We start from the raw sequence: 21942 nt of genomic DNA on the forward strand, positions 1-21942 counted from the left end.
TTTACTCTTGTTAACTAAAATTATTTACTAGCTCTTTCAATGATATACTTGTTCGAAAGTTTCTTCGGTGCGCGTGTCTTGAGACCCTTTGCATAAAGACCCTTGCGTGAGCGCGGATGACCTCCGGACTGACGTCCTTCACCACCACCCATCGGGTGATCTACAGGGTTCATAACCACACCACGGTTGTGCGGACGACGACCGAGCCAACGTGAACGTCCAGCCTTACCGGACTGTTCAAGAGCGTGGTCGGAGTTACCGACGCTACCTACTGTTGCCTTACAAGCACTCAGAATCTGGCGTGTCTCGCCAGAAGGGAGCTTAACTACACAATAACTGCCTTCACGAGAAGTCAATTGAGCAAAATTACCAGCCGAACGAACGAGCAACGCACCCTGTCCCGGACGCAATTCAATGTTGTGAATCACAGTACCGACAGGAATGTTTGCCAAAGGAAGAGCGTTTCCGACCTCAGGAGCGGCATCCGCGCCTGACATCAGTTTAGCACCCACCTGCAGTCCATTAGGAGCAATAATGTAACGTTTTTCACCATCTGCATAAAACAACAAAGCAATACGAGCCGAACGGTTCGGATCGTATTCTATTGTTTTTACTACAGCTGGAACACCATCTTTCTCACGTTTAAAGTCGATCAGACGATACTTTCTCTTATGACCGCCGCCTCTGTAGCGGACTGTCATTTTTCCGGTGTTGTTTCGACCACCGGTAGAGCGTTTACCGAAAACGAGAGACTTCTCTGGCACGGATGCAGTAATCTCCTCGAACGTGCCAATAACCTTGTGTCTTTGTCCCGGAGTAACCGGTTTGAATTTACGTACTGCCATTTTTTATTTAAATATTGCTGTAAAAATCAATTGAATCGCCCTCCTTCAGAGTAACGATAGCTTTCTTGTATGCGTTCTTCTGTCCTTTGATAAGACCTGCGCGGGTATAGCGGCTCATGCGCTTACCTGCATAACGCATTGTGTTCACGTCAATCACTGTAACGTTGTACAGACTTTCGACTTCACTCTTAATCTCATACTTATTGGCATCCGGGCGCACGATGAAACCATACTTGGTCTCAGCTTTCTTTGTTCTTGTCTCACCCTTTACCTTATAAGATTTCTCTACAGAAGACTTGTCTGTCATTTTGGTCATCTTCTCAGTGACCAATGGTTTTATGATAATTGCCATATTGCTTTTGTCTCCCTTTTATTTTGTTAAGATTCCGTCAATCATCTTCAGCGCATCCTCTGTCACAACAAGCACATCCGCATTCAAAACCTTGTATGCGTTAAGTGCCGATGCAGTCATGACTTCAGTGCGCTGCAAGTTACGAGCTGACAAATATACATTTTTATTTACACCTGGCAAAAGAAGAAGAGTCTTACGACCGTCCACTTTAAGATTTTTAGTAATATTTACGAAATCTTTTGTCTTCGGTGCGTCCAAAGTAAAGTCCTCTACTACAACTATATCGTTTGCCTGTGCCTTGTATGACAATGCAGACTTACGTGCGAGAGCCTTCACCTTCTTGTTGAGTTTAAAACCATAATCGCGTGGTTTCGGACCAAAAACTCTACCACCACCGACAAGTACAGGCGAATTGATGTCTCCACGACGGGCACCGCCGCCATCTTTCTGACGACCGAGCTTACGTGTAGAACCGCTTACTTCGCTTCTCTCTTTTGTCTTTGCCGTACCCTGACGCTGGTTAGCGAGGTATTGCTTAACGTCAAGATACAGAACATGATCGTTAGGCTCAATTCCGAAGATAGATTCGTTCAACGTAACCTTTCTTCCGGTCTCCTGACCATTGATATTTAATACGCTAACTTCCATTATTTATTAATTAATACGGTTGAACCAATGCATCCGGCAACAGAACCCTTTACGAGAATGAGGTTATGCTCCGGAATAACTTTTAATACTTTCAGATTCTGGGTTGTTACTCTGTCGCCACCCATTTGTCCTGCCATACGCATTCCCTTGAACACCTTTGCAGGATAAGAGCAGGCACCGATTGAACCCGGCTTACGAGCGCGGTCATCCTGTCCGTGAGTACTCTGACCGACACCACCGAATCCGTGACGCTTCATAACACCCTGGAAACCTTTTCCCTTTGAAGTACCAACAACGTCAACGTACTTTGTATCGTTGAAGATTTCAACAGTAAGCGTATCACCGAGGTTATATTCCTCATCAAACTTGAACTCGGCCAAGTGTCTCTTCGGTGTTGTACCGGCTTTCTTAAAGCAACCCATCATAGCATTGGTGGTGTTCTTTTCCTTTGCCTCACCAAAGCCCAGCTGAACTGCCTTATAACCGTCCTTTTCAACGGTTTTCACCTGTGTCACAACACAAGGACCAGCTTCGATAACAGTGCACGGCACATTCTTGCCGTCGGCACTGAAAACGGATGTCATTCCGATTTTTCTTCCAATTAATCCTGGCATTTCAATTATAATTAAATATTAAAAAAAATACTATACTTTGATCTCTACTTCCACACCGCTCGGCAATTCAAGCTTCATCAGAGCGTCAACTGTCTTGGCTGTAGAACTGTATATATCGATAAGACGTTTGAAATCACTGAGCTGGAACTGCTCGCGTGCCTTCTTGTTAACGAACGTACTGCGGTTTACGGTGTAAATGCGCTTGTGCGTAGGAAGTGGAATAGGACCGCTCACAATAGCACCTGTCGCCTTAACAGCCTTAACGATTTTCTCTGCAGACTTATCAACCAACTTGTGGTCGTAACTCTTCAACTTAATTCTGATTTTCTGACTCATAAATATTTTTGATTACATGATTGTTTTAAAAAGGAGTCTGCCGCTTAAGAGTCATTCGCTAAGCAGGCAGTACTCCGATTTTATCATTTGTTATGCTTGAATTATACCAGATCGGCACGTCCCTTCACTTCCTCAAGCACAGCCTTTGCTATTGAGCTTGACAGAGGTGCGTGATGATCATATTCCATTGAACTTGTAGCACGTCCGGATGTGATTGTGCGCAGAGCGGTAACATAACCGAACATCTCTGCCAGCGGAACCATAGCCTTCACGATGCGCGCACCGCTACGAGCCTCATCCATGCCTTCCACCTGTCCACGACGCTTGTTAAGGTCTCCGATAACATCACCCATGTTCTCCTCCGGTGTCACTACCTCGACCTTCATTATCGGCTCCATAAGAACCGGACCCGCCTTCGGGCATGCGTTCTTGTAAGCATTGATTGCAGCGAGCTCGAATGACAGCTGGTCAGAGTCTACCGGGTGGAAAGAACCGTCGGTAAGAACAACCTTGAGTCCTGTCATAGGATAACCGCCAAGCACACCGTTCTTCATTGCGGTCTCAAAACCCTTCTGTACAGACGGGATGAACTCCTTAGGCACGTTACCGCCCTTAACCTCATTGACAAACTGCAGGTCGCCTTCCTTGTAATCCTCATCCTTAGGACCGACAGTCACGATGATGTCAGCGAACTTACCACGTCCACCGCTCTGCTTCTTGTAAACCTCACGCAGAGTGACAGGCTGTGTGATAGCCTCCTTATAGTTAACCTGCGGCTTACCCTGATTACACTCAACCTTGAACTCACGCTTCAGACGGTCGATGATAATGTCGAGGTGAAGCTCACCCATACCAGAGATGATTGTCTGACCGCTCTGCTCGTCGGTGCGTACGGTGAATGTCGGGTCCTCCTCAGCAAGCTTTGCCAGACCGTTGTCCAGCTTGGCTATGTCAGCCTGACTCTTCGGTTCAACAGCAATTGAAATAACGGTGTCAGGGAATGTCATCGACTCGAGAACGATGGGGTGTGCCTCATCGCAAAGAGTGTCACCGGTGCGGATATCCTTGAAGCCTACGCCTGCGCCTATGTCGCCAGCCTCTATTGCCTCCATCGGGATTTCCTTGTTTGAGTTCATCTGGAACAGACGGCTGATACGCTCCTTCTTACCCGAACGCGGGTTGTACACGTAAGAACCTGCTGTAACCTTACCAGAATAAACACGGAAGAACACCAGACGTCCCATGAACGGATCGGTTGCAATCTTGAACGCAAGAGCCGATGTCGGAGCATCCTCCGACGGTTTGCGCGACTCCTCTTCCTCTGTATCAGGGTTTGTACCTATGATATCCTCTGTGTCAAGAGGAGAAGGAAGGAACGCACATGTGTAGTCAAGAAGCGGCTGTACGCCCTTGTTCTTGTATGACGAACCGAGAAGCATCGGAGTAACCTGCATGGATATCGTACCCTTGCGGATTGCGCTGATAAGCTCCTCCTCGCCTATCTCCTGACCGTCGAGATATTTCTCCATGAGAGCATCGTCAAAGTTTGCGGCACTCTCAAGAAGCTTGTCTCTCCATTCATTTGCTTCGTCAACCAGGTCGGCAGGTATTTCCTCGACGCTGTATTCGGCACCCATGGTCTCGTCATGCCACAGGATAGCCTTCATCTTGATAAGGTCTACAACACCCTTGAAGTTCTCCTCCGCACCGATTGGTATCTGTATAGGACACGGATTGGCGCCAAGGATGTCCTTCATCTGCTGTACAGTCTCGAAGAAGTCCGCTCCCGAGCGGTCCATTTTGTTGACATATCCTATACGCGGAACATTATATTTGTCTGCCTGACGCCATACAGTCTCAGACTGCGGCTGCACTCCGTCCGCTGCCGAATAGGTTGCTATCGCGCCGTCGAGCACGCGCAGAGAGCGTTCAACCTCTGCAGTGAAGTCAACGTGTCCCGGAGTGTCAATCAAGTTTATCTTATAAGTCTTGTCGTTCCACTTCCAGTTACATGTTGTAGCAGCAGAAGTAATAGTAATACCACGTTCCTGCTCCTGAGCCATCCAGTCCATTGTTGCGGCACCGTCATGCACCTCACCTATCTTGTGTGTCTTACCGGTGTAGAAGAGAATACGCTCAGACGTTGTGGTCTTTCCGGCATCGATGTGAGCCATGATACCGATGTTACGAGTCAAATGTAAATCGCGACTTGCCATTTTCTTTTTACCTTATTTAGTGGATTAGAATCTGAAGTGAGCAAATGCACGGTTAGCTTCTGCCATGCGGTGCATGTCTTCCTTACGCTTGAAGGCTCCGCCCTGATTGTTGTATGCGTCCATAATCTCAGCAGCAAGCTTCTCTGCCATGCTCTTACCGCCGCGCTTACGTGCGAACAGGATAAGGTTCTTCATCGAAATGCTTTCCTTGCGCTCGGGACGTATCTCAGTAGGAACCTGGAAGGTTGCGCCACCTATACGACGGCTCTTCACCTCTACCTGCGGAGTGATGTTGTCGAGAGCCTGCTTCCATATCTCCAGAGCCGGCTTTTCTTCCTTTGCCATCTTCTCCTTCACTACATCAAGTGCATTGTAAAAAATCTCGTATGAAGCGTTTTTCTTGCCGTCATACATCAGATGATTAACGAATTTTGAAACCTTCTGGTCATTGAAGACGGGATCCGGAAGAACCACGCGCTTCTTTGGTTTTGCTTTTCTCATTTTGTTTTTGAAAATTTAATTCTGCTTGGGGCTGTTTATTAGTGTTCTTCAACGTCCGCTCCCGGACATTTACTCAACCTGTCTCTTTAACAATTCTCCAGCAAAACGATTATAAAATATTATAGTCCGATCAACAACTTAATGTTATCTTATTTCTTTGCTTTCGGACGTTTGGCACCGTATTTTGAACGACGCTGGGTACGGTTTGCAACACCTGCGGTATCAAGAGTACCACGTACGATGTGATAGCGCACACCCGGAAGGTCCTTCACACGACCGCCGCGAACCAGCACGATGCTGTGCTCCTGCAGGTTGTGTCCTTCTCCGGGAATGTAGGAGTTCACTTCCTTCTGGTTTGTCAAACGTACACGGGCAACTTTACGCATTGCCGAATTAGGCTTCTTAGGTGTGGTTGTGTAGACACGGACACAAACACCGCGACGCTGAGGACATGCGTCCAGAGCCGGTGACTTGCTCTTGTCTTCGAGCACCTTTCTGCCTTTTCTTACCAATTGTGAAATTGTAGGCATAATATTACTTTTTTAAATTTATATATTTATTTTGTTGTTATCAAACTATTACAAACAGGCTACAATGAGCCTTTCGGGCTGCAAAGGTACAAACTTTTATTTAATCCGCCTAAAAGAAGCGGTAAAGAAAGCGGCAGAGATTTATTCAATTAACATTATATAACTTATATTAATCTACTTTACACCTGTTATCGCTCACAATTCCCGACTTCTTGAAGAAACATGAGCAGTTCCGGCACTCTTCGGCAGACGCTGTTGCAGCCAAATACAGGCATGTGTTCATGTCGCGCGTACCATAATTATATGTGCTTATTCCATATAAGACATATCCGGCAAAAGCTTATTATACGGCAGACTCACCCCTCCCTCCCGATGTCCCGAACACCTTATTTCACGTCTACATCTGATGAAATAAGCGACTCTCTGTACAAAAATAGGAACATGTCTGTATGAAACCGGTACGAGACGCGGATTGACAATGGCGGACTATCCGTCATTTCTCCGCTCATGCATTATATTCCACACCGATTAGAAATCCATGTCTGAAATGGAAGCCTCTGCCCTGACGCACTGTCATAAGGATAAGACAAAACAGGACGAGAAACCGCATGACGTAAGGAGATTATGGCAATGACATGATAAGGAAGAATTCTTCCGCATACTGTCCGTCGCTCTCAGGTGACATTTCCCTTTTAACCAGAAACGTCATCACACTTCCATCCTTATTTCATACTGCTGTCAGCCGGATCGTGTTCAGCCTCATCAAAGGTGTGGCGGCTACGCCGAGACTGAACTGTAAGCAAGACGCTGACAGAAACGCGCAAACAGACCGGAGTGTATGTGAAATAAAGATTTATTCAAATATATACGTTCTAATGACCGATTTTGGTTTAATCGCAGTTGGTATTTGCGGCAAAACGTGAAGTAAAAAATATTGACAAAATATTTATACGAAACAGATATGGCAGACGAATAAAGAACCAGTTATCCCACACCATCATCCTACCATAGTCCTGCCACAAACCGTATGACAGACCACAATTTTCTCCTCAAACCCGCATTAAATGTCCTTTTTAAGAAACACAGCGTTCTGTCCACCTCACTCATGACAAGAAATCACCCTACAGGAAAGGGCATATCGGCTCTCCATAAAGCCTTTATCGCGCGTCCATAAAGCCTTTCCGGTGTTGCGGAAAAGGCTTTTCCGAAATACAGGAAACCATATATACTTACACAATATGTGCAACACATTGGTTTGCAAGACATTATGTATATACGTCATAAAAGCGCGCATACGCGGAAAGATTGCCGGTCGCTTGCCTCCACACGATTCTCAGCGACTTGACGTTATACGTATATTCCTCTCCGTTACACCATATCACGCCAGCGCACGTTGTTTTTCATGCAGCGTCTTAACAATCCTCTCCTATCCACATTCACAGTGTCAGCCCCACCCCGCCGCACGTTATGCCACCTGCACAACAAGCATATAACAAACCATGCGGACGACATGCGCATGCATAAATACATGATTCGGGCTTATCATGGCGGGCTTTCATGAACAAAAAAAGGGGACCGCCCCAAATTCATTTTGAGACAGTCCCCCGACATTTCACCAAGCCATAAGGCTACATCATCACTTTGTTATCTTCACAGATACAGTCTTGCCTCCGTTCTTCACAACTTTGACAATGTACACTCCGTCAGGAATTGAACTGATGTCTGCCGAACTCTCTCCGTGCAGTTCCATCATTTTAGCTCCTGCCGTATCGTATACTGCCGCACCGCTGTAATCGCCTTCTATATAGAGACGGCTGTCACGGGCATATACGGCAACCACATTCTCAGCCACAGAACCGATGCCTGTGGTAACGATGTCGAACGACAGGGACAGCATTTCCGACTTGCCTGTATCGAACTTCTGTACTATTCCGGCTGTGTGGCTGCCTGCCGACAGACCGGTGAAGAGATGTTCTGTCGCATTGGTGTCGGCAACCTTCTCACCGTCGAGATACACCTCATACGACAGCACGTTTACCGGCAGATAACCGTTACCGCTCACCTGTCCGTCCACTCCGATGAACACGTCGTCCACGAGCAGCATGAAGTTCATCATTGAAGAACTGTTCAGAGCGACATATTTCGCCTCCTTCGGTATGTCATATTCATAATATGTATACTCCGTAGGAACATACTTCAGTTCCTCGTCTATCCACGTGAAGTCGGCAAGGTCGCTTGTCGTTGTGGAGTAACCCACTCTTATGCGCTCGCGGTAGCCTTCATACTCGTCGTATGTGCGTGCCCAGAACGAGAACTTAAAGTCGCGGTATGCATTCAGTTCAGGCGAGATGAGGTAGTCGTCACTCTCCACCACGGTAGTGCCGTCCACCTCACGTGAGGCGAAGAAGCTCAGTGCCCGGTTTCCTGAATGTGCCGTGTTGTACACCTCACCTTCAGCCGATGCGAGCGGCGGAGTGGTCGCTCCGGAATTGAATGTTATCGCAGCCATAGGCTCACCCATGTGCGGGAACGTCGTGTTGCCGAATCCCCAAGTCATCAGTCCGTCGTTGTCGACATACTGCCAGCCTGCGTCTCCCGCCGGATTCAGTTCGAAGTCGCTGTAGCAGTCGCCCTCGAAGTCGTCGCTGATATTCTGCTGAACGTTCCACAGCAGTCTCGCGTTTGAGCCGTCTACAAGCACGTCCATGTTGGCAGGTCTGTCGAGTTTCTGCGTCAGAGTGCAGTCAAAGCCGAACTCTGTCTCCTCTCCGTTCACCTGCAGGTCTGCCACAGCATATGTCTCAAATCCGGTCTGTTCCACACTCATAGAGTAGACACCCTTCTCCACATTGTCAAACACAGCCTTCCCTCCGGCTACTGTCGCAGTGTATGAATAAGTGTCATTATAAAGCTTCACAGCGGCTCCCTCGGCATGCTCGGGCTTCGAGTTGGCAGTCACGCTCACGCTTACAGAAGCTGCCATGTTATGCTCCACAACCTCCGAGAACGTCACCTCAGATGTCTCTTCTCCGTAGTTCGCCTCCACGGCATAACGGTATTTGCCGCTCGGAATGTTGTCGTCGGTAAACGACATGTCCTCACATCCCTCTGCCACAGCTGTCCACTGAGCCTCATCTTCCGTTGCTTGCTCAGGCAGTCTGTACACATTATAGACAACGTCCGGCATCGTGGCGTCGTCCGGCTCCACGTTCTCACACACGGCGCGAAGCAGCAGATGGCGCGACGGATCGTTGGTATCGTCAAAGTAGTTGTATGAGCGTTCGGCATTGTAAGTGGTGGTATACACCTGCGTCTGCGGATGGTCCACAGTGCCGTCGGCGGTTCCTCCGTCGGTTGCCACATTTGTCTTGCCCGCTATGGCGAAGAGGAAGCCTTTCTCGGTATGCAGCGGCTCCGGCAGGCGGAACGTATTCCACTGTCCGTCCACGGTCTTCACATTAGCCTGATACAGGACCTCGCCTGTCGGCTTTCCGCTCCAGTTCAGGTCTATCAGCATCAGAGTGATGTCCTCTCCGCAGCCTTCGCCGCCGACGGTCCACCACTTCAGCTCGTTCACGATGGTCTCTCCCGGGAATATTGTTCCCACAACCTGTGAGCCGGTGAAGTAAGAGCCATACCCATATCCGCCTTCCGGCTGTCCGTTGTCATAAGCCATCTCGTTGACGCTGCGCGGCTTGTTCCAGCTCACAGACACACTTCCGTCACCGTTGTCGGTTGCCTTAACGCTGTACGGAGGAAGCGCGTCGACATCGAGCGCGAAGTTCTCGTCCGTCTTGTCTGCGTCGAGATTCATCTCACGGCTTTGCGGTTTGTAGTTGTTTTTCACAACAGACAGTGTGTATCCCTCAGCCTCGTAGGCGCTTATGGTGTATTTTCCTTCGGCATCGGTCACAGCCGACTGACTCTCATATCCGGCGAGCGAGACCTTCGCTCCCTTTACCGGCTTTCCGCCTTTGTCTGATACCGTTCCGCTCACATTGCGCTTCTCAAGCATTTCCAGCATGAAGTTCACGGTCACGTTGTCACCTGCCTTCAGTGTCACATGCTCCGTCGCAGTCTTGTATCCCTGATATGACGCGGTCACATCATATTCGCCTGCCGGTATCTCACTGATGGTATAGTTACCGTACATGTCGGTTGTGGTGCTTTGTTCGCCCACAGTCACCGTAGCTCCCTGCATGCCGAACATGAAGTTCTCCACCTTTCCCGTCACGGTTGCGGTTTTGTTCTCCTTCCACGCGAAGTCGTTGATGTGCACTCCCTGAGTGGAGTATCCGCCCTGATAGTGAAGGTATATGCTGTAGTTTCCGTCCGACTCGGCTGCCGATATGTCCATCCACCTCTCTATAACGTCGCCGTAATAGCCTCCGTCAGAGCCTTTTATCTCTATCGTCCCCACAGTGACGGCGTCCTCAGGTGCGGTGTCCGCGGGAGCCATACGCACCTCTATGTTCTCCGTGCAGTAGTATGTGCAGTATGCTCCGAACGATATACGGGTAGGCACTCCCTGCTTCAGCTTCACCGGCGGAGATATGAGCCAGTCGTCCTTCTCGCCTCCGGTGCTGTATATTTCGGCTCCTGTCCTGCCGGCGCCCCATTTGTTTCCCATGAGCCATGTGTTGCCGTCGGCGTCGGCGTCGGTCACTGTCCATGTGTAGAACTCGTTCTCATTGTCGAACGGAGTAGACAGAGGCAGTTCTCCTATTGCTCCTGTCGCGGCTGTGTTCGACACCGTGCTGCCGCCCTCTCCGGCTCCGTTCAGCGCGGTGACAGTGTACGAGTATCCTCTGTACGCACCCTCTATCTTGTCTGTCACAGTAGTCTCGGCTGTCGCCTCGGCTAATGTCACGCCGTCGTTTCTCACCACCTTATATTTAAGGTCGTCCGTTCTGAAGAATCCTCCGTTGAGTCCTTTGTCGGGAGCTGTCCATGTCACTACAATCGTATTGCCGTCGGCAACGGTGGCTTTCACGTCGGTCGGTGCCGCCGGAACGTCCGTTCCGACAAACGAGGACGCTATGGCGAACATTCCTTCCTCTCCGTCCGCGTTACTCAGCGTCACCTTATATATATGTATGCCTGTTGCGGCGTCAGTGTCAGTATACGACGCCTCCTTACCCGGAGCCACATTCTCAGTCGTGCCTATCACCTCGCCGTCACGGTATATCGTAGCATGCGCGAGCTTGTCCAATGTCTGGCGGTTGAAAGTAGTCGCAGGGCAGGTCCATGTAAGCACGCAACTGTTTGAGCCGTCCGGTGCGGGTGTGAGCGTGAGACCTTCGGGGGCTGCCGGACTTGAAGGCACTGCGCTGGTGTAGCCGGTGTACAGTCCCACGTATGTTCCGTTGCTGCTGCCGTTTGCCTTGAACGTTTTCTGCACCGTGTCAATCTCATACAGCGTGCATCCGCCATACGATGAGTTGTGCAGATAATATAGTTTTCCTGTCTCCACATCATAGTCCATTGAACGCATTACGCCGCTTGACGCATACTGGTTGGTCTTGACTATGCTCGTCGTTGCTCCCGTGGAGGGGTCAGCCTCATACACCTCGCCCCACATGTCGGTGACATACACCTTGCCTTCAGGCGTCGCCGTCAGGGCGCACATGCTGTATTCGAAAGAGCACAACTGGGTTATCTCGCCGCTCTCAAGATTGAGTCTTACCAGCGACGACGGGTTCGGATAATTGTATTGGAGCATGAGCAGAGAGCCCGTACTGTAGTCGTATGCCATGTCGAGAAACTCTCCGCTGAGTTCCATCACGGTCTTCTTAGTCCCGTTCTCAAGGTCATAGGACAAGAGCTGGGTCTGGTCCTGACTGATGGCATAGTAACTTCCCTCCACAAATGCGGCGGCTCTCACTCCTTCGTCCTGGCTGTGCAGAATGGCAGGCTCGAACGAATCCAACGGGAACCCCACGATACCCGTCATGCCAGACGTACAGAAGGCATAGGCAGGTCCGCGGCTGCTCCCGCTTAAAATCTGTGCATAAGCAGACACGAACGTCATACATAATGCAACTGAAAGTAAAACTTTTCTGAACATAATAATGTTGTTTGGTTGTTTTTTATGAATTAATGCAAAAGTAATATTTATTTTCTTTATTTTGTAAATAATAATTAAAAAATTGCGATATATATATTATTTTATTTCATCAAGAGTCCAATATTAACCTAAAATAAGCTTATATTGAAAACATTTTTTAATGTCTATGTTAACAAAACCTATAAATCCGAGGGACAAAAAAGCGCTCCCGTTATCGTTTATAAGGAAAGACTTTTGTAACTTTACACCTGAATTTCCTCTGCCATAAGAATATACGGTGACACCACACACACTGATTCTGAAGACATGGCATAAGGAACGGGACAGGACATAACCAAAAACCATATAAATAAAAAGAAATGCTCAAGACACGCTTAAACCCGACTGTACCATCGGTATTTGTAAAACTTGAATATATGTTTGTCTCTTTTTTCTTGGCAGTCAGTGCATTCTGGCTGCCATTCATCACACCATCCCATTCCGGCTGCACCCGACACGCCACGCGTGAAAGCCGGAGGCAGAATGCAATGCTGCTGCACAAGAGCGGCTCAGGACATGGTATGCTGTCTGTAGCGGGACCGTTTTCGCTGACGGCATTGCTGTGCGGACTCTTGACCATGTTGCCTTCGGCGACTGTCTGCGGTGCCAATGAAAACGGGAACTCGTCATATGTCGACCCGTTCATAGGCACGGAGGGAGGCGGCAACGTATTCCCCGGAGCATGCGTGCCGTTCGGCATGGTGAAGCTGGGACCTGATTGCGGCAACATGGAGTGGAACGCCGGATGGGCTCCCGACGGCAACATACACGGCTTCAGTCATACGCACGTGAGCGGAACAGGCGGAGGATGCAAGTATGGAAACATTCTCATGCTGCCCATGACGGGCGTGATAGACCTGTCCGACTATTCGTCGCCACGCGAGAACGAGCAGGCGTCAGTTGGCGAATACAGTGTGGAGCTCACACGCTACGGCACGTCGGCAAGGCTGACGGCTCTTGACCGGGCTGCGTTGCACGAATATACCTTCCCCGCAGCCACCGACTCCAGAATACTGTTCGACATGGGCAGCTGCCTCGCTCTGAAGATGTGCGAGACGCAAAAGGTCATCGGCTCGGAAGTAAGGATACTGTCGCCTACCGAGCTGGAGGGCTATACCCGCGTGCGGGGAGGCTGGAACGAGGGCGAGGCATATACTGTGTACTTCCACGCCGAAACTAACACTCCGGCTGCAAGTTTCGGCACCTGGAAGGACGGAAAGACCGAGCCGGGCAAGGAAAGCCAGTTTGACTCCGGACAAAAGACTGGTGCCTACATGACGTTCAACACCACGGCAGGACAGAAAATAAGAGTCCGCGTGGGCATATCCTACATCAGTTGCGGACGTGCAAGAGCCAATATGAGGCAGGTGGACACATGGGATTTCGACAAGGTGAAGGCTGAGGCGACAGCCAAGTGGAACAGAGTGCTCGACAAGGTGGAGCTTGACGGAGACAAGAACGACAAAGTGAAGTTCTACACCGCACTCTATCACTGCTATCTGCAACCCACCGACAAGACCGGCGAGAACCCCAAATGGACATCTGCAGAACCCAACTATGATGACTTCTACGCCATATGGGACACTTTCCGCGCCACCCATCCGCTATTCACCATTCTCACTCCGTCGAGACAGGCTAACATGCTGCGCTCGCTTATCGACATATGGCGCAACGACGGCTACATGCCTGACGCGCGCAGCGGAAATGACAACGGGAGGGTGCAAGGCGGCAGTAACTGCGACATTCTCTTTGCCGACGCCATAGTGAAAGGCGTGGAGGGGGTTGACTATGAGGCTGGCTTGCAGGCTATGCTTAAGAACGCCGAGGTGCCGCCGGGAGGAGACGAGCGTAAGGAAGGGCGCGGCGGACTGAACGACTACAACACTCTCGGCTACGTGTCGGCTGCCACCGAGCGATGCCTCACGCGCACACTGGAGTACTCCAACTGCGACTTCGCCATAGCCACCGTGGCAAACCGTCTCGGCAAGAACGACATAGCAGACAGATACTACCGCAAAGCGTCCAACTGGCAGAACACGTGGAACGACGACATAGAGTGCCTTGGACACAAGGGCTTCGCATGGCCGAGAGAGCGCGACGGCAGCTTTCTGGCTGAGGACAAATACACCGTACTCACAGGAGGCGGCTGGGAGAACCCCACATACGAGACTTTTTCGTTCGAGCTGTCCATGTATGTGCCGCACGACATGAAGTCTCTCATAGCGCGCTGCGGAGGCCAGGAGAGGTTCACACAGCGTCTCGACACATTCTTCACACACAACAACGGTGACCAGCGGTGGCTCATCGGCATGTACCAGATAGCCAACGAGCCCGGCTTCCTCGCACCTTCGCTCTACAACTACGTCAACCGTCAGGACAAGACAGCGCGTCTCGTGCGGTACATACTTGCCGAACGCTACAAGGCGACACGCGACGGAATACCGGGCAACGACGACTCCGGCTCGATGTCGGCATGGTACGTTTTCCATTCGCTCGGTTTTTACCCGAACGCCGGACAGGACGTCTATCTCATCTCCAGTCCCGTGTTCAGGAAAGCGACACTGCATCTTGAGAACGGACGCACGCTCCGTATCACGGCACGAAACAACAGCGACAGGAACATATACGTGCAGTCGGTAAGACTCAACGGGAAGCCTCTCGGCAACAACTGGTTCCGACACAGCGACATAAAAGACGGGGGCACGCTGGAGTTTGTGATGGGTCCCGAACCGTCGGGATGGTCGCGCAACGGGGTGCTGCCGCCGTCGATGTCTGACACCGTAAAGTGAACATGCCCAGCGAATCTGCTCGCATGCAATCCTTTATGCCTCCTGCCCATATCGCAGGAGGCTTTTTTCGTTATAACATACCGCGTCATAGCATTGCTTACCCGGTGACATGCCATTGCCGTAATCATCACGAGCATCTTATAAAACCGTATAGTCATCAATTTCCGCCGGATAGAATCCGCATGGCAGACAACAGGCAGTCATGCGCCGGATGCCGTTTGTGGGAACGACAGACAATCGTTACTTTTGCATTATTCACAAACCAAAACATTATGACAAACTACAAATCAATTTTCAAGTATTTTCTCTTTGCGTCATTATGTGTGTTATCTGCATGCAGCAGTGACGACGACGGCGACAACGGTTCGGGCTCCGGCTCTGGTTCAGGCGACAACAGTTCGATAACAATAAACCTGGACGGAGTCAGCGCAAAGCTCAACAACGTCTACTGGACAGCGGAAAGCAACGGTGACGGAACAAACTTCTATGAGATTCAGTTCTACTCTTTCGACATGTACAGTGCGATGGCAAGCGGAGACATGTCGGCGTTTCCATCCAACTATTCAGCCGTACTTGTGTCGTTCGATACGGCAGGCTCACTGTCAGAACTGCCGGAAGGGAGTTTCGCGGAGGGATCGTATGAGGTGTCTGGTGCTGTAGGATGCAGCATCAACAACCCCGAAGGCAAATACTACATAGAGGAAGGTCCTTCCAGCGGAAACCTCGTGATAACCAGAAACGGAGACAAATACACAGTCTCAATATCACCACTCGAAATGATATATTACGACCCGAACTATAGCGGATCGGACGACTGGAAGTCGATAAACACCCAATGGAACTTCACTGGAAAGATAAGGAAAGCTCCTGAGATGTGAATGTCTGACAGTATGTAGCTGACATACAGGGTGCATGCATGTACCCGTCAGAAATGCAACGCTGCCAACCGAAGTCATCGGCTGACAGCGTTTTTCATATTTCCACCGCCCGTCATCCCAATGGCGTCAGCCAGTAGAGACGCAAAATCTTGCGTCTCACGAGAAAGAATACCGCTGTTTGACGGAAATGGAATAGGGATGGTTAATTGCGCATACTTACTCGTGAGACGCAAGATTTTGCGTCTCTGCTGGGGGCTGGCGCATAATATAATAATGTGGTGATACTGGTTGTGGGGCATAAAAAAACCGGTAATGTGCATTCACATTACCGGCCGCAAACATCCAGCCTCACGGTTGAACATTAACGCATGATGAATTTCTTTCTTATCTTACGATATGTTTCTTACCGTTCACGATGTATATGCCCTTGGGCAGATCGTTGAGCGACTTGTCTGAAGCAATCTTCTGACCGTTGATGGTGTACACACCCTCGGCAGCCTTCTCGGCAGGTGTCTCTGTCACGATGCCGTTGATGTCAGTCGTTCCGTTGCCGTTGTCTATCACGAGGGTCTTTGTTTCTGACGCCGGGGTGGTCTCCTCGATATACCATGCGGTACCAATCAGACCGTTACTCCAGTCGGAACCCAGATGATACATGTCGCCTCCGCTCATTACGTATGAGCCTGCGGGAGCAGCATAAGAATTTCCAGGACTACTTGGATGATAATAGTGTGTTGTCCATCTGAGCGCACCGTCATCTGTTGTTCTGCTGACAGCACCATTGCTTATTCCGTCAGGACAAGAAACGCCCTCGAAACTGTATACATAGCCATAATGATATGTAACCTTTTCTATATCATTGTATGCGGCATCTCCCTTGCTTTCGTCTATTCTGTTGAATTCAAAAGGATTGTCTTCTGTACCAGTGTCTGAACCGACAGGACCATTAGTCACCTTCACCAGATAACACTCTCCTGCCTCAAGACCTTCTCCTCCACTCAGGTTAACCGGTTTGAAGAGTATCTGCTGAGTATTCTGCGGGTTGAGTCCAACGAGCTTTACAAGTTCCATGTCTGCATCGGTAAGTAGGTAGTGATTACCAGCGATTAGCATATATCATCAATGATTATTAAGGCGTTCATTTTGAGCGCCTTTCTTTTTAGCCTTATAAGCGATGGTTATCGTTTATAGGGCTTTTTCAGCTCATTTTTGTACCGTATTTGTTACTCGCTTGTTACTCTCCGATTTTAGGTCGGAAAGGTCGTGGAGAAAGTTGACTGTGGTTGACTATGATTGACGATAGTTGAACAAAATGGAGAAATAACAAGAGAAATAAACCTCTAAAAAGTAACGAATATGGCAACAAGTAAAATGAAAATCAAAAAGGTATGCGAGTGGTGTGGCACAACATTTTATGCCCAAAAGCTAACAACACGCTTCTGTTCTCATCGGTGCAATAATCTTGCATACAAAGAAACGGTACGGCAGAAGAGAATACAAGAAGTAGAAACCAAAGTCCAAACGATCATCAGTGAACAACCCATATCCGATTTCAAGGATAAAGAATATCTATCGTTCAAAGAAGCTGCGACTTTATTAGGGCTGAGTAAACAAGCCGTATATAAAATGGTATATGCCGGAAAGCTGCAAGCATTCCGCATCAGTAGCAGGTTGTCTTTTATCCGTAAAAAAGATATTGACCGGATGGTAGAAGCTCGTCCTTATGAACAACGACATCCGAAGGACACTATTCCTATCACCGATTTCTACACCACAGCCGAAGTCAAAGAGAAATATCATGTAAATGAATCATGGATATTTGCGGTAGCCAAGAAGAACAACATTCCTCGCACTTTCAATCGTGGCAAGACCTACTGGAGCAAGAAGCACATGGACACTTACTTTGCCAAGAAAGCCCCGAGTCCAGACATCAATGAATGGTATAGTACACAAGAAATGCAGGAAAAATTCGGCATGACCTTATCCGCTATCTACACTTTCGTTTCTAAGAATGCCATTCCAAAGAAGAAAGAAGGTATCATGGTGTATTATTCCAAGAAACATGTCGATATAGCCAAAGGAGTGGAAGTACCCGAAGAACCTCAGTATTATACGGTAGCCGAAGCTATGGAGAAGTTCAATCTTACCCGTGACCAACTCTATCATTATGCGAAATATCATAATATCCCAAAGGTCAAGAAGGGCAAATACACGCTTATCTCCAAACCTGAATTGGATAAGCTACTTGCAGCCCCAAAAATTGAATAAGTTATTTATCGATGAATGTTCTCACCATTGAATCACCTTATTCCTTTGCACCAAACAAATGTAAAACTCTAAATATTAAACAGTATGACACACACGTGTACAAAAGTAACAGTTCGTCAGAGAGCGATTCGGAATAATCGCATCTCCTTGTATCTGGATTATTATCCGGCAGTTCGTAACCCCGAAACCATGCAGATGAGCCGTCGGGAATATCTCGGCATCTACATCTATGCCCATCCTAAAAATGAAATGGAACGGGAATTCAACAACGATATGCTAAACAAGGCAGAGGCTATCCGTTGTATCAGAGTGCAATCGCTCATCAATGAAGAGTTCGGTTTCTTAGACAAGACCAAACAGAAAGCCGACTTTCTCGCCTACTTCAAAAAGATGTGCCGAAGCAAAGACCAGAAATGGATGTTTGTCTATCAGCATTTCTACAACTTCGTCAAAGGGCAATGTACCTTCGGCGAAGTGAATGTGGATTTATGTAAGAAGTTCCGTGAGTACCTGTTGAATGCCAAGCAGCTCAAACACAGCAATCGTCCCATATCTCTCAATTCGGCATCCGGCTACTACTCTACTTTCAGAGGATTGTTGAAGATTGCTTACCGAGACAAATGGCTTCGAGAAAACATCAATGACTATCTTGACAAGATTGAACCACAAGATGTGAAGAAAGAATACCTGACACTGGACGAAGTGAAACAACTTGCCGCCACTCCTTGCGACATCCCCGTTCTGAAAGCCGCCTCATTGTTTGCTTGTCTGACAGGTTTACGCATCAGCGATATTCTCAATCTTCAATGGGAAGATTTTGCCATTGCTCCCGACCAAGGCTATTGCTTGCGTATCAGAACTCAGAAAACCCAAACGGAAGCGACACTCCCCATCAGCTACGAAGCCTATGAACTATGCGGTATGCCCGACACAGGTAAGGTATTCAAAGGGTTGAAACGAAGTATGATTAATTATCCGCTGAAGAACTGGCTCAAAAAGGCAGGAATAACGAAGCCGATAACCTTCCACGGATTTCGTCACTCCTACGCAGTTATCCAAATCTCTTTAGGCACAGATATTTACACTGTCTCAAAGATGCTAACCCACAAGAACGTTTCCACTACTCAAATCTACGCAGATTTGGTCAATGTAAAGAAACGAGAGACAGCCAATAAGATTTCACTGAAATAAATTACAGCTATGAAACGAGGAATCATAACAAACAACGGACATGGTATCCATATTTCTGATGGAGAAGTATGGATGACCGTTTGGGAGATTGCCGACTTATTCTATACAACAGTTGGATCAATCAATTCCCGTTTAAAAGCAATATTGAAAGCCAATGTCTTAAAGAAGTATGACATCTGCCAATGTATAAAGTTGGAAAATAGGAATAGTGCCGATGTATATAATCTCAACATGATTATAGCTCTATCCTATCAAATAGACACTGGACATTCTGCAGCATTCAGGAGATGGTTAATAAACAAAGTTACTCATAATCAAGATTACAACATCCTGTTATATCTCAACAAAGGTACAAACCATACATTGTATTGCTAATAAACTATACCTCTATACCCTATTGATTATCTGCATTGTTTATCCCAAATGATGCAGATAATTTTTATTTTTGAGATACACAAGTTTGTTGCACCAACTATTTTCATCTAAAAACAAGAAATTTGCAATACGCTTATTATTAAGCATGTAACATGATGAAAAGTGATGAAATATATCGTCAAAAGCCCATTGACAAGCAAAACTATGGATTTTCTCAAAAATTAATCCTATATATTTGCACACAAACGATTAATACAACTCACTATGGAGCAGAAAAAGATAGAACAGATAACATTGCATCTGATTGTTTTTGGTACAATCATTATCATTAGTGTTTTAGCCCGTCAGACCGTACTTCACTATGGTTGGGACGAGTTCAGCAGCTACCTTATTCTTATAGTATGCTCTATTGTCATAGGAGCTATCTACCTCAATCTACAAATGGCATTCAGACAACTCCTTTCCCCAACAATAGAAAGATGCATTTTGAGATTTGAGGGCTACCGTAATAAGGCTGTGGTGGTAGAAGCTCTAGTGAAACATTCGAAACTTGCCGAAAGTACCATTATTTCAAAATCCATCATTTCTGAACCTGAAATTGAAATTAAATCTGACACAACAGAAGAAGTTTCTACCCCTTCGTGTTCTGAACTCAATGAAGATGTGACAGAACTTCCAAAGGAAGAAGCCACACCTTCTACCATCAATAATATACCCATCGCAGAATCCAATCAGCCATCAGAATACGAGATATTCCGTGCCAACGCTATGGCTGAGAAGGAACGAGCATCGCAAGAAAAATTAGATAAGGTTCTCGCATATACGAAACAAAACTTGGTTCTCTACCTTAGCGAAACTGACCTCAATCGTCTATGTGGATATATTACAGAATATTACTTATCAGATACTATGCCCAAAGTCGAGCAAATAAAGGTTGATGCCCAATTAAAAACCATTGACATCATGCACTTTGGTTGGAATATAGGTAAGGCATTTGGCAAGCCACGTTTGCAGACAGCCACATTTATCAAAAGGGTATTTGCTCATACCCTCCGTGATTCAGAAATATCTACCATTGAGCGTAAGATGTCGCATACGGAATCCGTATGCAAGATTAAATTAGATAGGAGAATTGCATAAAATCACCACATATAATGACAACATAAATAGTCAAAGCGAACTTGATTTTTCAATTATTGACAAATACGCTTTTATTCCTTGTAGCTTATTCTTTATAAATTCGTGCGTTGAGAGCTGCTTGGATAGTATTGCTATCTTTTTTTTATAACCCAAAGGAGCAAGAAGTCGGTTATTTTGGCATATTACACCTGTTATAATAGGATTTTTAGTTTGATAATGTGTCTTTTTGTGACTGATTCTGAATCCTGACTTTTTAATGATTGCAAGGAACTGAGGTACTAGATTTTTAAAATCAACTTTAGATGACAAAGTTATATCATCAACAAACATTGAAAATTTAATATGATGCTCCTTTGCTAACTGGTCAATTTCCGTACCTATGGGTTTAAATACCAAATTAGCAATTAAAGTTGAGGTTGGAACACCTTGCGGAACTTGATATTTATGAGTAGTTAGTTTAGTTAATATTCTTGCTATAGCAGGCGTACAACCCTCTCGAAGAAACATTTGAAAAACTTGCTTATGAGAAATAGATGGAAAAAATGACTTCAAGTCTGTCGTAAATATATATTTATTTCCTTGATGAAGACGAGCATTACGCACATTATTTTTCCCCCGAATACCACCATAAACATATTGAGGAATTTTAACTTGCTTTGACATAAAATCGTAAAGGCGCGTTTGAACCTCTTTTAGTTTTCCTCTAGACGAGTTTATTTGTCTAGTGGCAATTTCTCCATTACTATTCTTCTTTGGTTTGTCAGTAAACTTATTAAATTTTACTCTTTCAAAAGAATAATAGTAATCTTCTATGTGTGCCAATAAGTAATCCAACTGTCCCTTATTAACACCCAGTATATATAGTAAATATTTTTCGTTTGTTATCATCAAAAAAAGAAATTAGAGAGCTGATTATAACAATTCAAAAAAAGATTTGCACCATTCAATCAAAGGCTTCATTACATTCGATAATTGAATCAATGCCTTTATAAATTCAGCAATGGCTTTAATCCATTTTGCCAATTTTTTTATCTTCTTCTCCTGTGTTACAATCATTGGAGAACAATGGAGGGAAATTTTGTAAGCCTTCTTCCCTCTCTTTGAAGGCTTCTTCTTTTTTTTAGCCATAAGCATTTAATTTTAGTTCGGGCAA

18 protein-coding genes are annotated in these 21942 nt (G+C 47.0%); 6 read left to right on the forward strand and 12 right to left on the reverse strand.

Translation table 11 applies throughout. The features are described from left to right. Window positions 1-20: 20 nt before the first annotated feature. From rplB to BN4609_RS14350, 9 genes are all read right to left on the reverse strand, one after another. Window positions 21-845: a 50S ribosomal protein L2 gene (rplB, locus tag BN4609_RS14310; protein ID WP_068857239.1), complete on the reverse strand. Its 825-nt coding sequence runs from the start codon at window positions 843-845 to the stop codon at window positions 21-23. A gap of 7 nt (window positions 846-852) precedes the next feature. Then, window positions 853-1197 carry a 50S ribosomal protein L23 gene (gene rplW, locus BN4609_RS14315; protein ID WP_021992969.1) on the reverse strand — a complete coding sequence of 115 codons (345 nt, stop codon included), beginning with the start codon at window positions 1195-1197 and terminating at the stop codon, window positions 853-855. Window positions 1198-1215: 18 nt separating this feature from the next. Continuing rightward, complete coding sequence (rplD, locus tag BN4609_RS14320) at window positions 1216-1845, reverse strand: 50S ribosomal protein L4 (RefSeq protein WP_068857240.1); 630 nt, start codon at window positions 1843-1845, stop codon at window positions 1216-1218. Further along, a complete protein-coding gene (rplC, locus tag BN4609_RS14325; RefSeq protein ID WP_021992967.1) occupies window positions 1845-2459 on the reverse strand; it encodes a 50S ribosomal protein L3 in 615 nt (204 codons plus the stop codon). Before rplC ends, rplD begins: the two co-directional genes overlap by 1 nt. A gap of 30 nt (window positions 2460-2489) precedes the next feature. Beyond that, window positions 2490-2795: a 30S ribosomal protein S10 gene (gene rpsJ / locus BN4609_RS14330; RefSeq protein ID WP_021582852.1), complete on the reverse strand. Its 306-nt coding sequence runs from the start codon at window positions 2793-2795 to the stop codon at window positions 2490-2492. Between the two features lie 101 nt (window positions 2796-2896). Continuing rightward, on the reverse strand, window positions 2897-5011 hold the full coding sequence (gene fusA, locus BN4609_RS14335; RefSeq protein ID WP_068857241.1) for an elongation factor G: 2115 nt from the start codon (window positions 5009-5011) through the stop codon (window positions 2897-2899). 24 nt (window positions 5012-5035) lie between these two features. Next, window positions 5036-5512, reverse strand: coding sequence for a 30S ribosomal protein S7 (gene rpsG / locus BN4609_RS14340; RefSeq protein ID WP_021992965.1), 477 nt, complete (start codon window positions 5510-5512; stop codon window positions 5036-5038). A 149-nt stretch (window positions 5513-5661) separates the two neighbouring features. Then, window positions 5662-6042: a 30S ribosomal protein S12 gene (rpsL, locus tag BN4609_RS14345; protein ID WP_021992964.1), complete on the reverse strand. Its 381-nt coding sequence runs from the start codon at window positions 6040-6042 to the stop codon at window positions 5662-5664. A gap of 1636 nt (window positions 6043-7678) precedes the next feature. Then, complete coding sequence (locus BN4609_RS14350) at window positions 7679-12109, reverse strand: carboxypeptidase regulatory-like domain-containing protein (protein ID WP_084791675.1); 4431 nt, start codon at window positions 12107-12109, stop codon at window positions 7679-7681. A gap of 416 nt (window positions 12110-12525) precedes the next feature. Here BN4609_RS14350 and BN4609_RS14355 point away from each other — a divergent pair, with 416 nt between their 5' ends. Both BN4609_RS14355 and BN4609_RS14360 read left to right on the forward strand, forming a co-directional pair. Further along, entirely contained in the window at window positions 12526-14937 is a 2412-nt protein-coding gene (locus BN4609_RS14355; RefSeq protein ID WP_241033273.1) for a GH92 family glycosyl hydrolase, read from the forward strand. Between the two features lie 272 nt (window positions 14938-15209). Continuing rightward, the gene (locus BN4609_RS14360) at window positions 15210-15815 is read left to right on the forward strand and encodes a hypothetical protein (protein ID WP_068857243.1); all 606 of its coding nucleotides are present in this window, start codon (window positions 15210-15212) and stop codon (window positions 15813-15815) included. Between the two features lie 384 nt (window positions 15816-16199). Here BN4609_RS14360 and BN4609_RS14365 read toward each other — a convergent pair whose 3' ends face one another. Continuing rightward, complete coding sequence (locus tag BN4609_RS14365; protein ID WP_164071706.1) at window positions 16200-16928, reverse strand: hypothetical protein; 729 nt, start codon at window positions 16926-16928, stop codon at window positions 16200-16202. A 243-nt stretch (window positions 16929-17171) separates the two neighbouring features. Between BN4609_RS14365 and BN4609_RS14370 the strand changes: the two genes are divergently transcribed. From BN4609_RS14370 to BN4609_RS14385, 4 genes are all read left to right on the forward strand, one after another. Further along, window positions 17172-18083, forward strand: coding sequence for a helix-turn-helix domain-containing protein (locus tag BN4609_RS14370; RefSeq protein ID WP_005859021.1), 912 nt, complete (start codon window positions 17172-17174; stop codon window positions 18081-18083). Window positions 18084-18167: 84 nt separating this feature from the next. Further along, window positions 18168-19274 carry a site-specific integrase gene (locus tag BN4609_RS14375; protein WP_005859027.1) on the forward strand — a complete coding sequence of 369 codons (1107 nt, stop codon included), beginning with the start codon at window positions 18168-18170 and terminating at the stop codon, window positions 19272-19274. Window positions 19275-19283: 9 nt separating this feature from the next. Next, the gene (locus tag BN4609_RS14380) at window positions 19284-19649 is read left to right on the forward strand and encodes a virulence RhuM family protein (protein ID WP_005859029.1); all 366 of its coding nucleotides are present in this window, start codon (window positions 19284-19286) and stop codon (window positions 19647-19649) included. Between the two features lie 264 nt (window positions 19650-19913). After that, on the forward strand, window positions 19914-20789 hold the full coding sequence (locus tag BN4609_RS14385) for a hypothetical protein (protein WP_005859030.1): 876 nt from the start codon (window positions 19914-19916) through the stop codon (window positions 20787-20789). A gap of 30 nt (window positions 20790-20819) precedes the next feature. Here BN4609_RS14385 and BN4609_RS14390 read toward each other — a convergent pair whose 3' ends face one another. Then, window positions 20820-21677, reverse strand: a complete 858-nt coding sequence (locus BN4609_RS14390) for a reverse transcriptase family protein (protein ID WP_005859032.1) — start codon at window positions 21675-21677, stop codon at window positions 20820-20822. A gap of 24 nt (window positions 21678-21701) precedes the next feature. Further along, on the reverse strand, window positions 21702-21917 hold the full coding sequence (locus BN4609_RS14395; RefSeq protein WP_005859034.1) for a hypothetical protein: 216 nt from the start codon (window positions 21915-21917) through the stop codon (window positions 21702-21704). Window positions 21918-21942: the final 25 nt, after the last annotated feature.

This window comes from Leyella lascolaii (assembly GCF_900079775.1).
GTDB classification, from domain to species: Bacteria; Bacteroidota; Bacteroidia; order Bacteroidales; family Bacteroidaceae; genus Prevotella; species Prevotella lascolaii.

Bases quoted from the DNA above. Each gene is read 5' to 3' on its own strand.
- rplB (WP_068857239.1), bottom strand. From the start codon at position 845: ATGGCAGTACGTAAATTCAAACCGGTTACTCCGGGACAAAGACACAAG.
- rplW (WP_021992969.1), bottom strand. From the start codon at position 1,197: ATGGCAATTATCATAAAACCATTGGTCACTGAGAAGATGACCAAAATG.
- rplD (WP_068857240.1), bottom strand. From the start codon at position 1,845: ATGGAAGTTAGCGTATTAAATATCAATGGTCAGGAGACCGGAAGAAAG.
- rplC (WP_021992967.1), bottom strand. From the start codon at position 2,459: ATGCCAGGATTAATTGGAAGAAAAATCGGAATGACATCCGTTTTCAGT.
- rpsJ (WP_021582852.1), bottom strand. From the start codon at position 2,795: ATGAGTCAGAAAATCAGAATTAAGTTGAAGAGTTACGACCACAAGTTG.
- fusA (WP_068857241.1), bottom strand. From the start codon at position 5,011: ATGGCAAGTCGCGATTTACATTTGACTCGTAACATCGGTATCATGGCT.
- rpsG (WP_021992965.1), bottom strand. From the start codon at position 5,512: ATGAGAAAAGCAAAACCAAAGAAGCGCGTGGTTCTTCCGGATCCCGTC.
- rpsL (WP_021992964.1), bottom strand. From the start codon at position 6,042: ATGCCTACAATTTCACAATTGGTAAGAAAAGGCAGAAAGGTGCTCGAA.
- BN4609_RS14350 (WP_084791675.1), bottom strand. From the start codon at position 12,109: ATGTTCAGAAAAGTTTTACTTTCAGTTGCATTATGTATGACGTTCGTG.
- BN4609_RS14355 (WP_241033273.1), top strand. From the start codon at position 12,526: ATGTTTGTCTCTTTTTTCTTGGCAGTCAGTGCATTCTGGCTGCCATTC.
- BN4609_RS14360 (WP_068857243.1), top strand. From the start codon at position 15,210: ATGACAAACTACAAATCAATTTTCAAGTATTTTCTCTTTGCGTCATTA.
- BN4609_RS14365 (WP_164071706.1), bottom strand. From the start codon at position 16,928: ATGCTAATCGCTGGTAATCACTACCTACTTACCGATGCAGACATGGAA.
- BN4609_RS14370 (WP_005859021.1), top strand. From the start codon at position 17,172: ATGGCAACAAGTAAAATGAAAATCAAAAAGGTATGCGAGTGGTGTGGC.
- BN4609_RS14375 (WP_005859027.1), top strand. From the start codon at position 18,168: ATGACACACACGTGTACAAAAGTAACAGTTCGTCAGAGAGCGATTCGG.
- BN4609_RS14380 (WP_005859029.1), top strand. From the start codon at position 19,284: ATGAAACGAGGAATCATAACAAACAACGGACATGGTATCCATATTTCT.
- BN4609_RS14385 (WP_005859030.1), top strand. From the start codon at position 19,914: ATGGAGCAGAAAAAGATAGAACAGATAACATTGCATCTGATTGTTTTT.
- BN4609_RS14390 (WP_005859032.1), bottom strand. From the start codon at position 21,677: ATGATAACAAACGAAAAATATTTACTATATATACTGGGTGTTAATAAG.
- BN4609_RS14395 (WP_005859034.1), bottom strand. From the start codon at position 21,917: ATGGCTAAAAAAAAGAAGAAGCCTTCAAAGAGAGGGAAGAAGGCTTAC.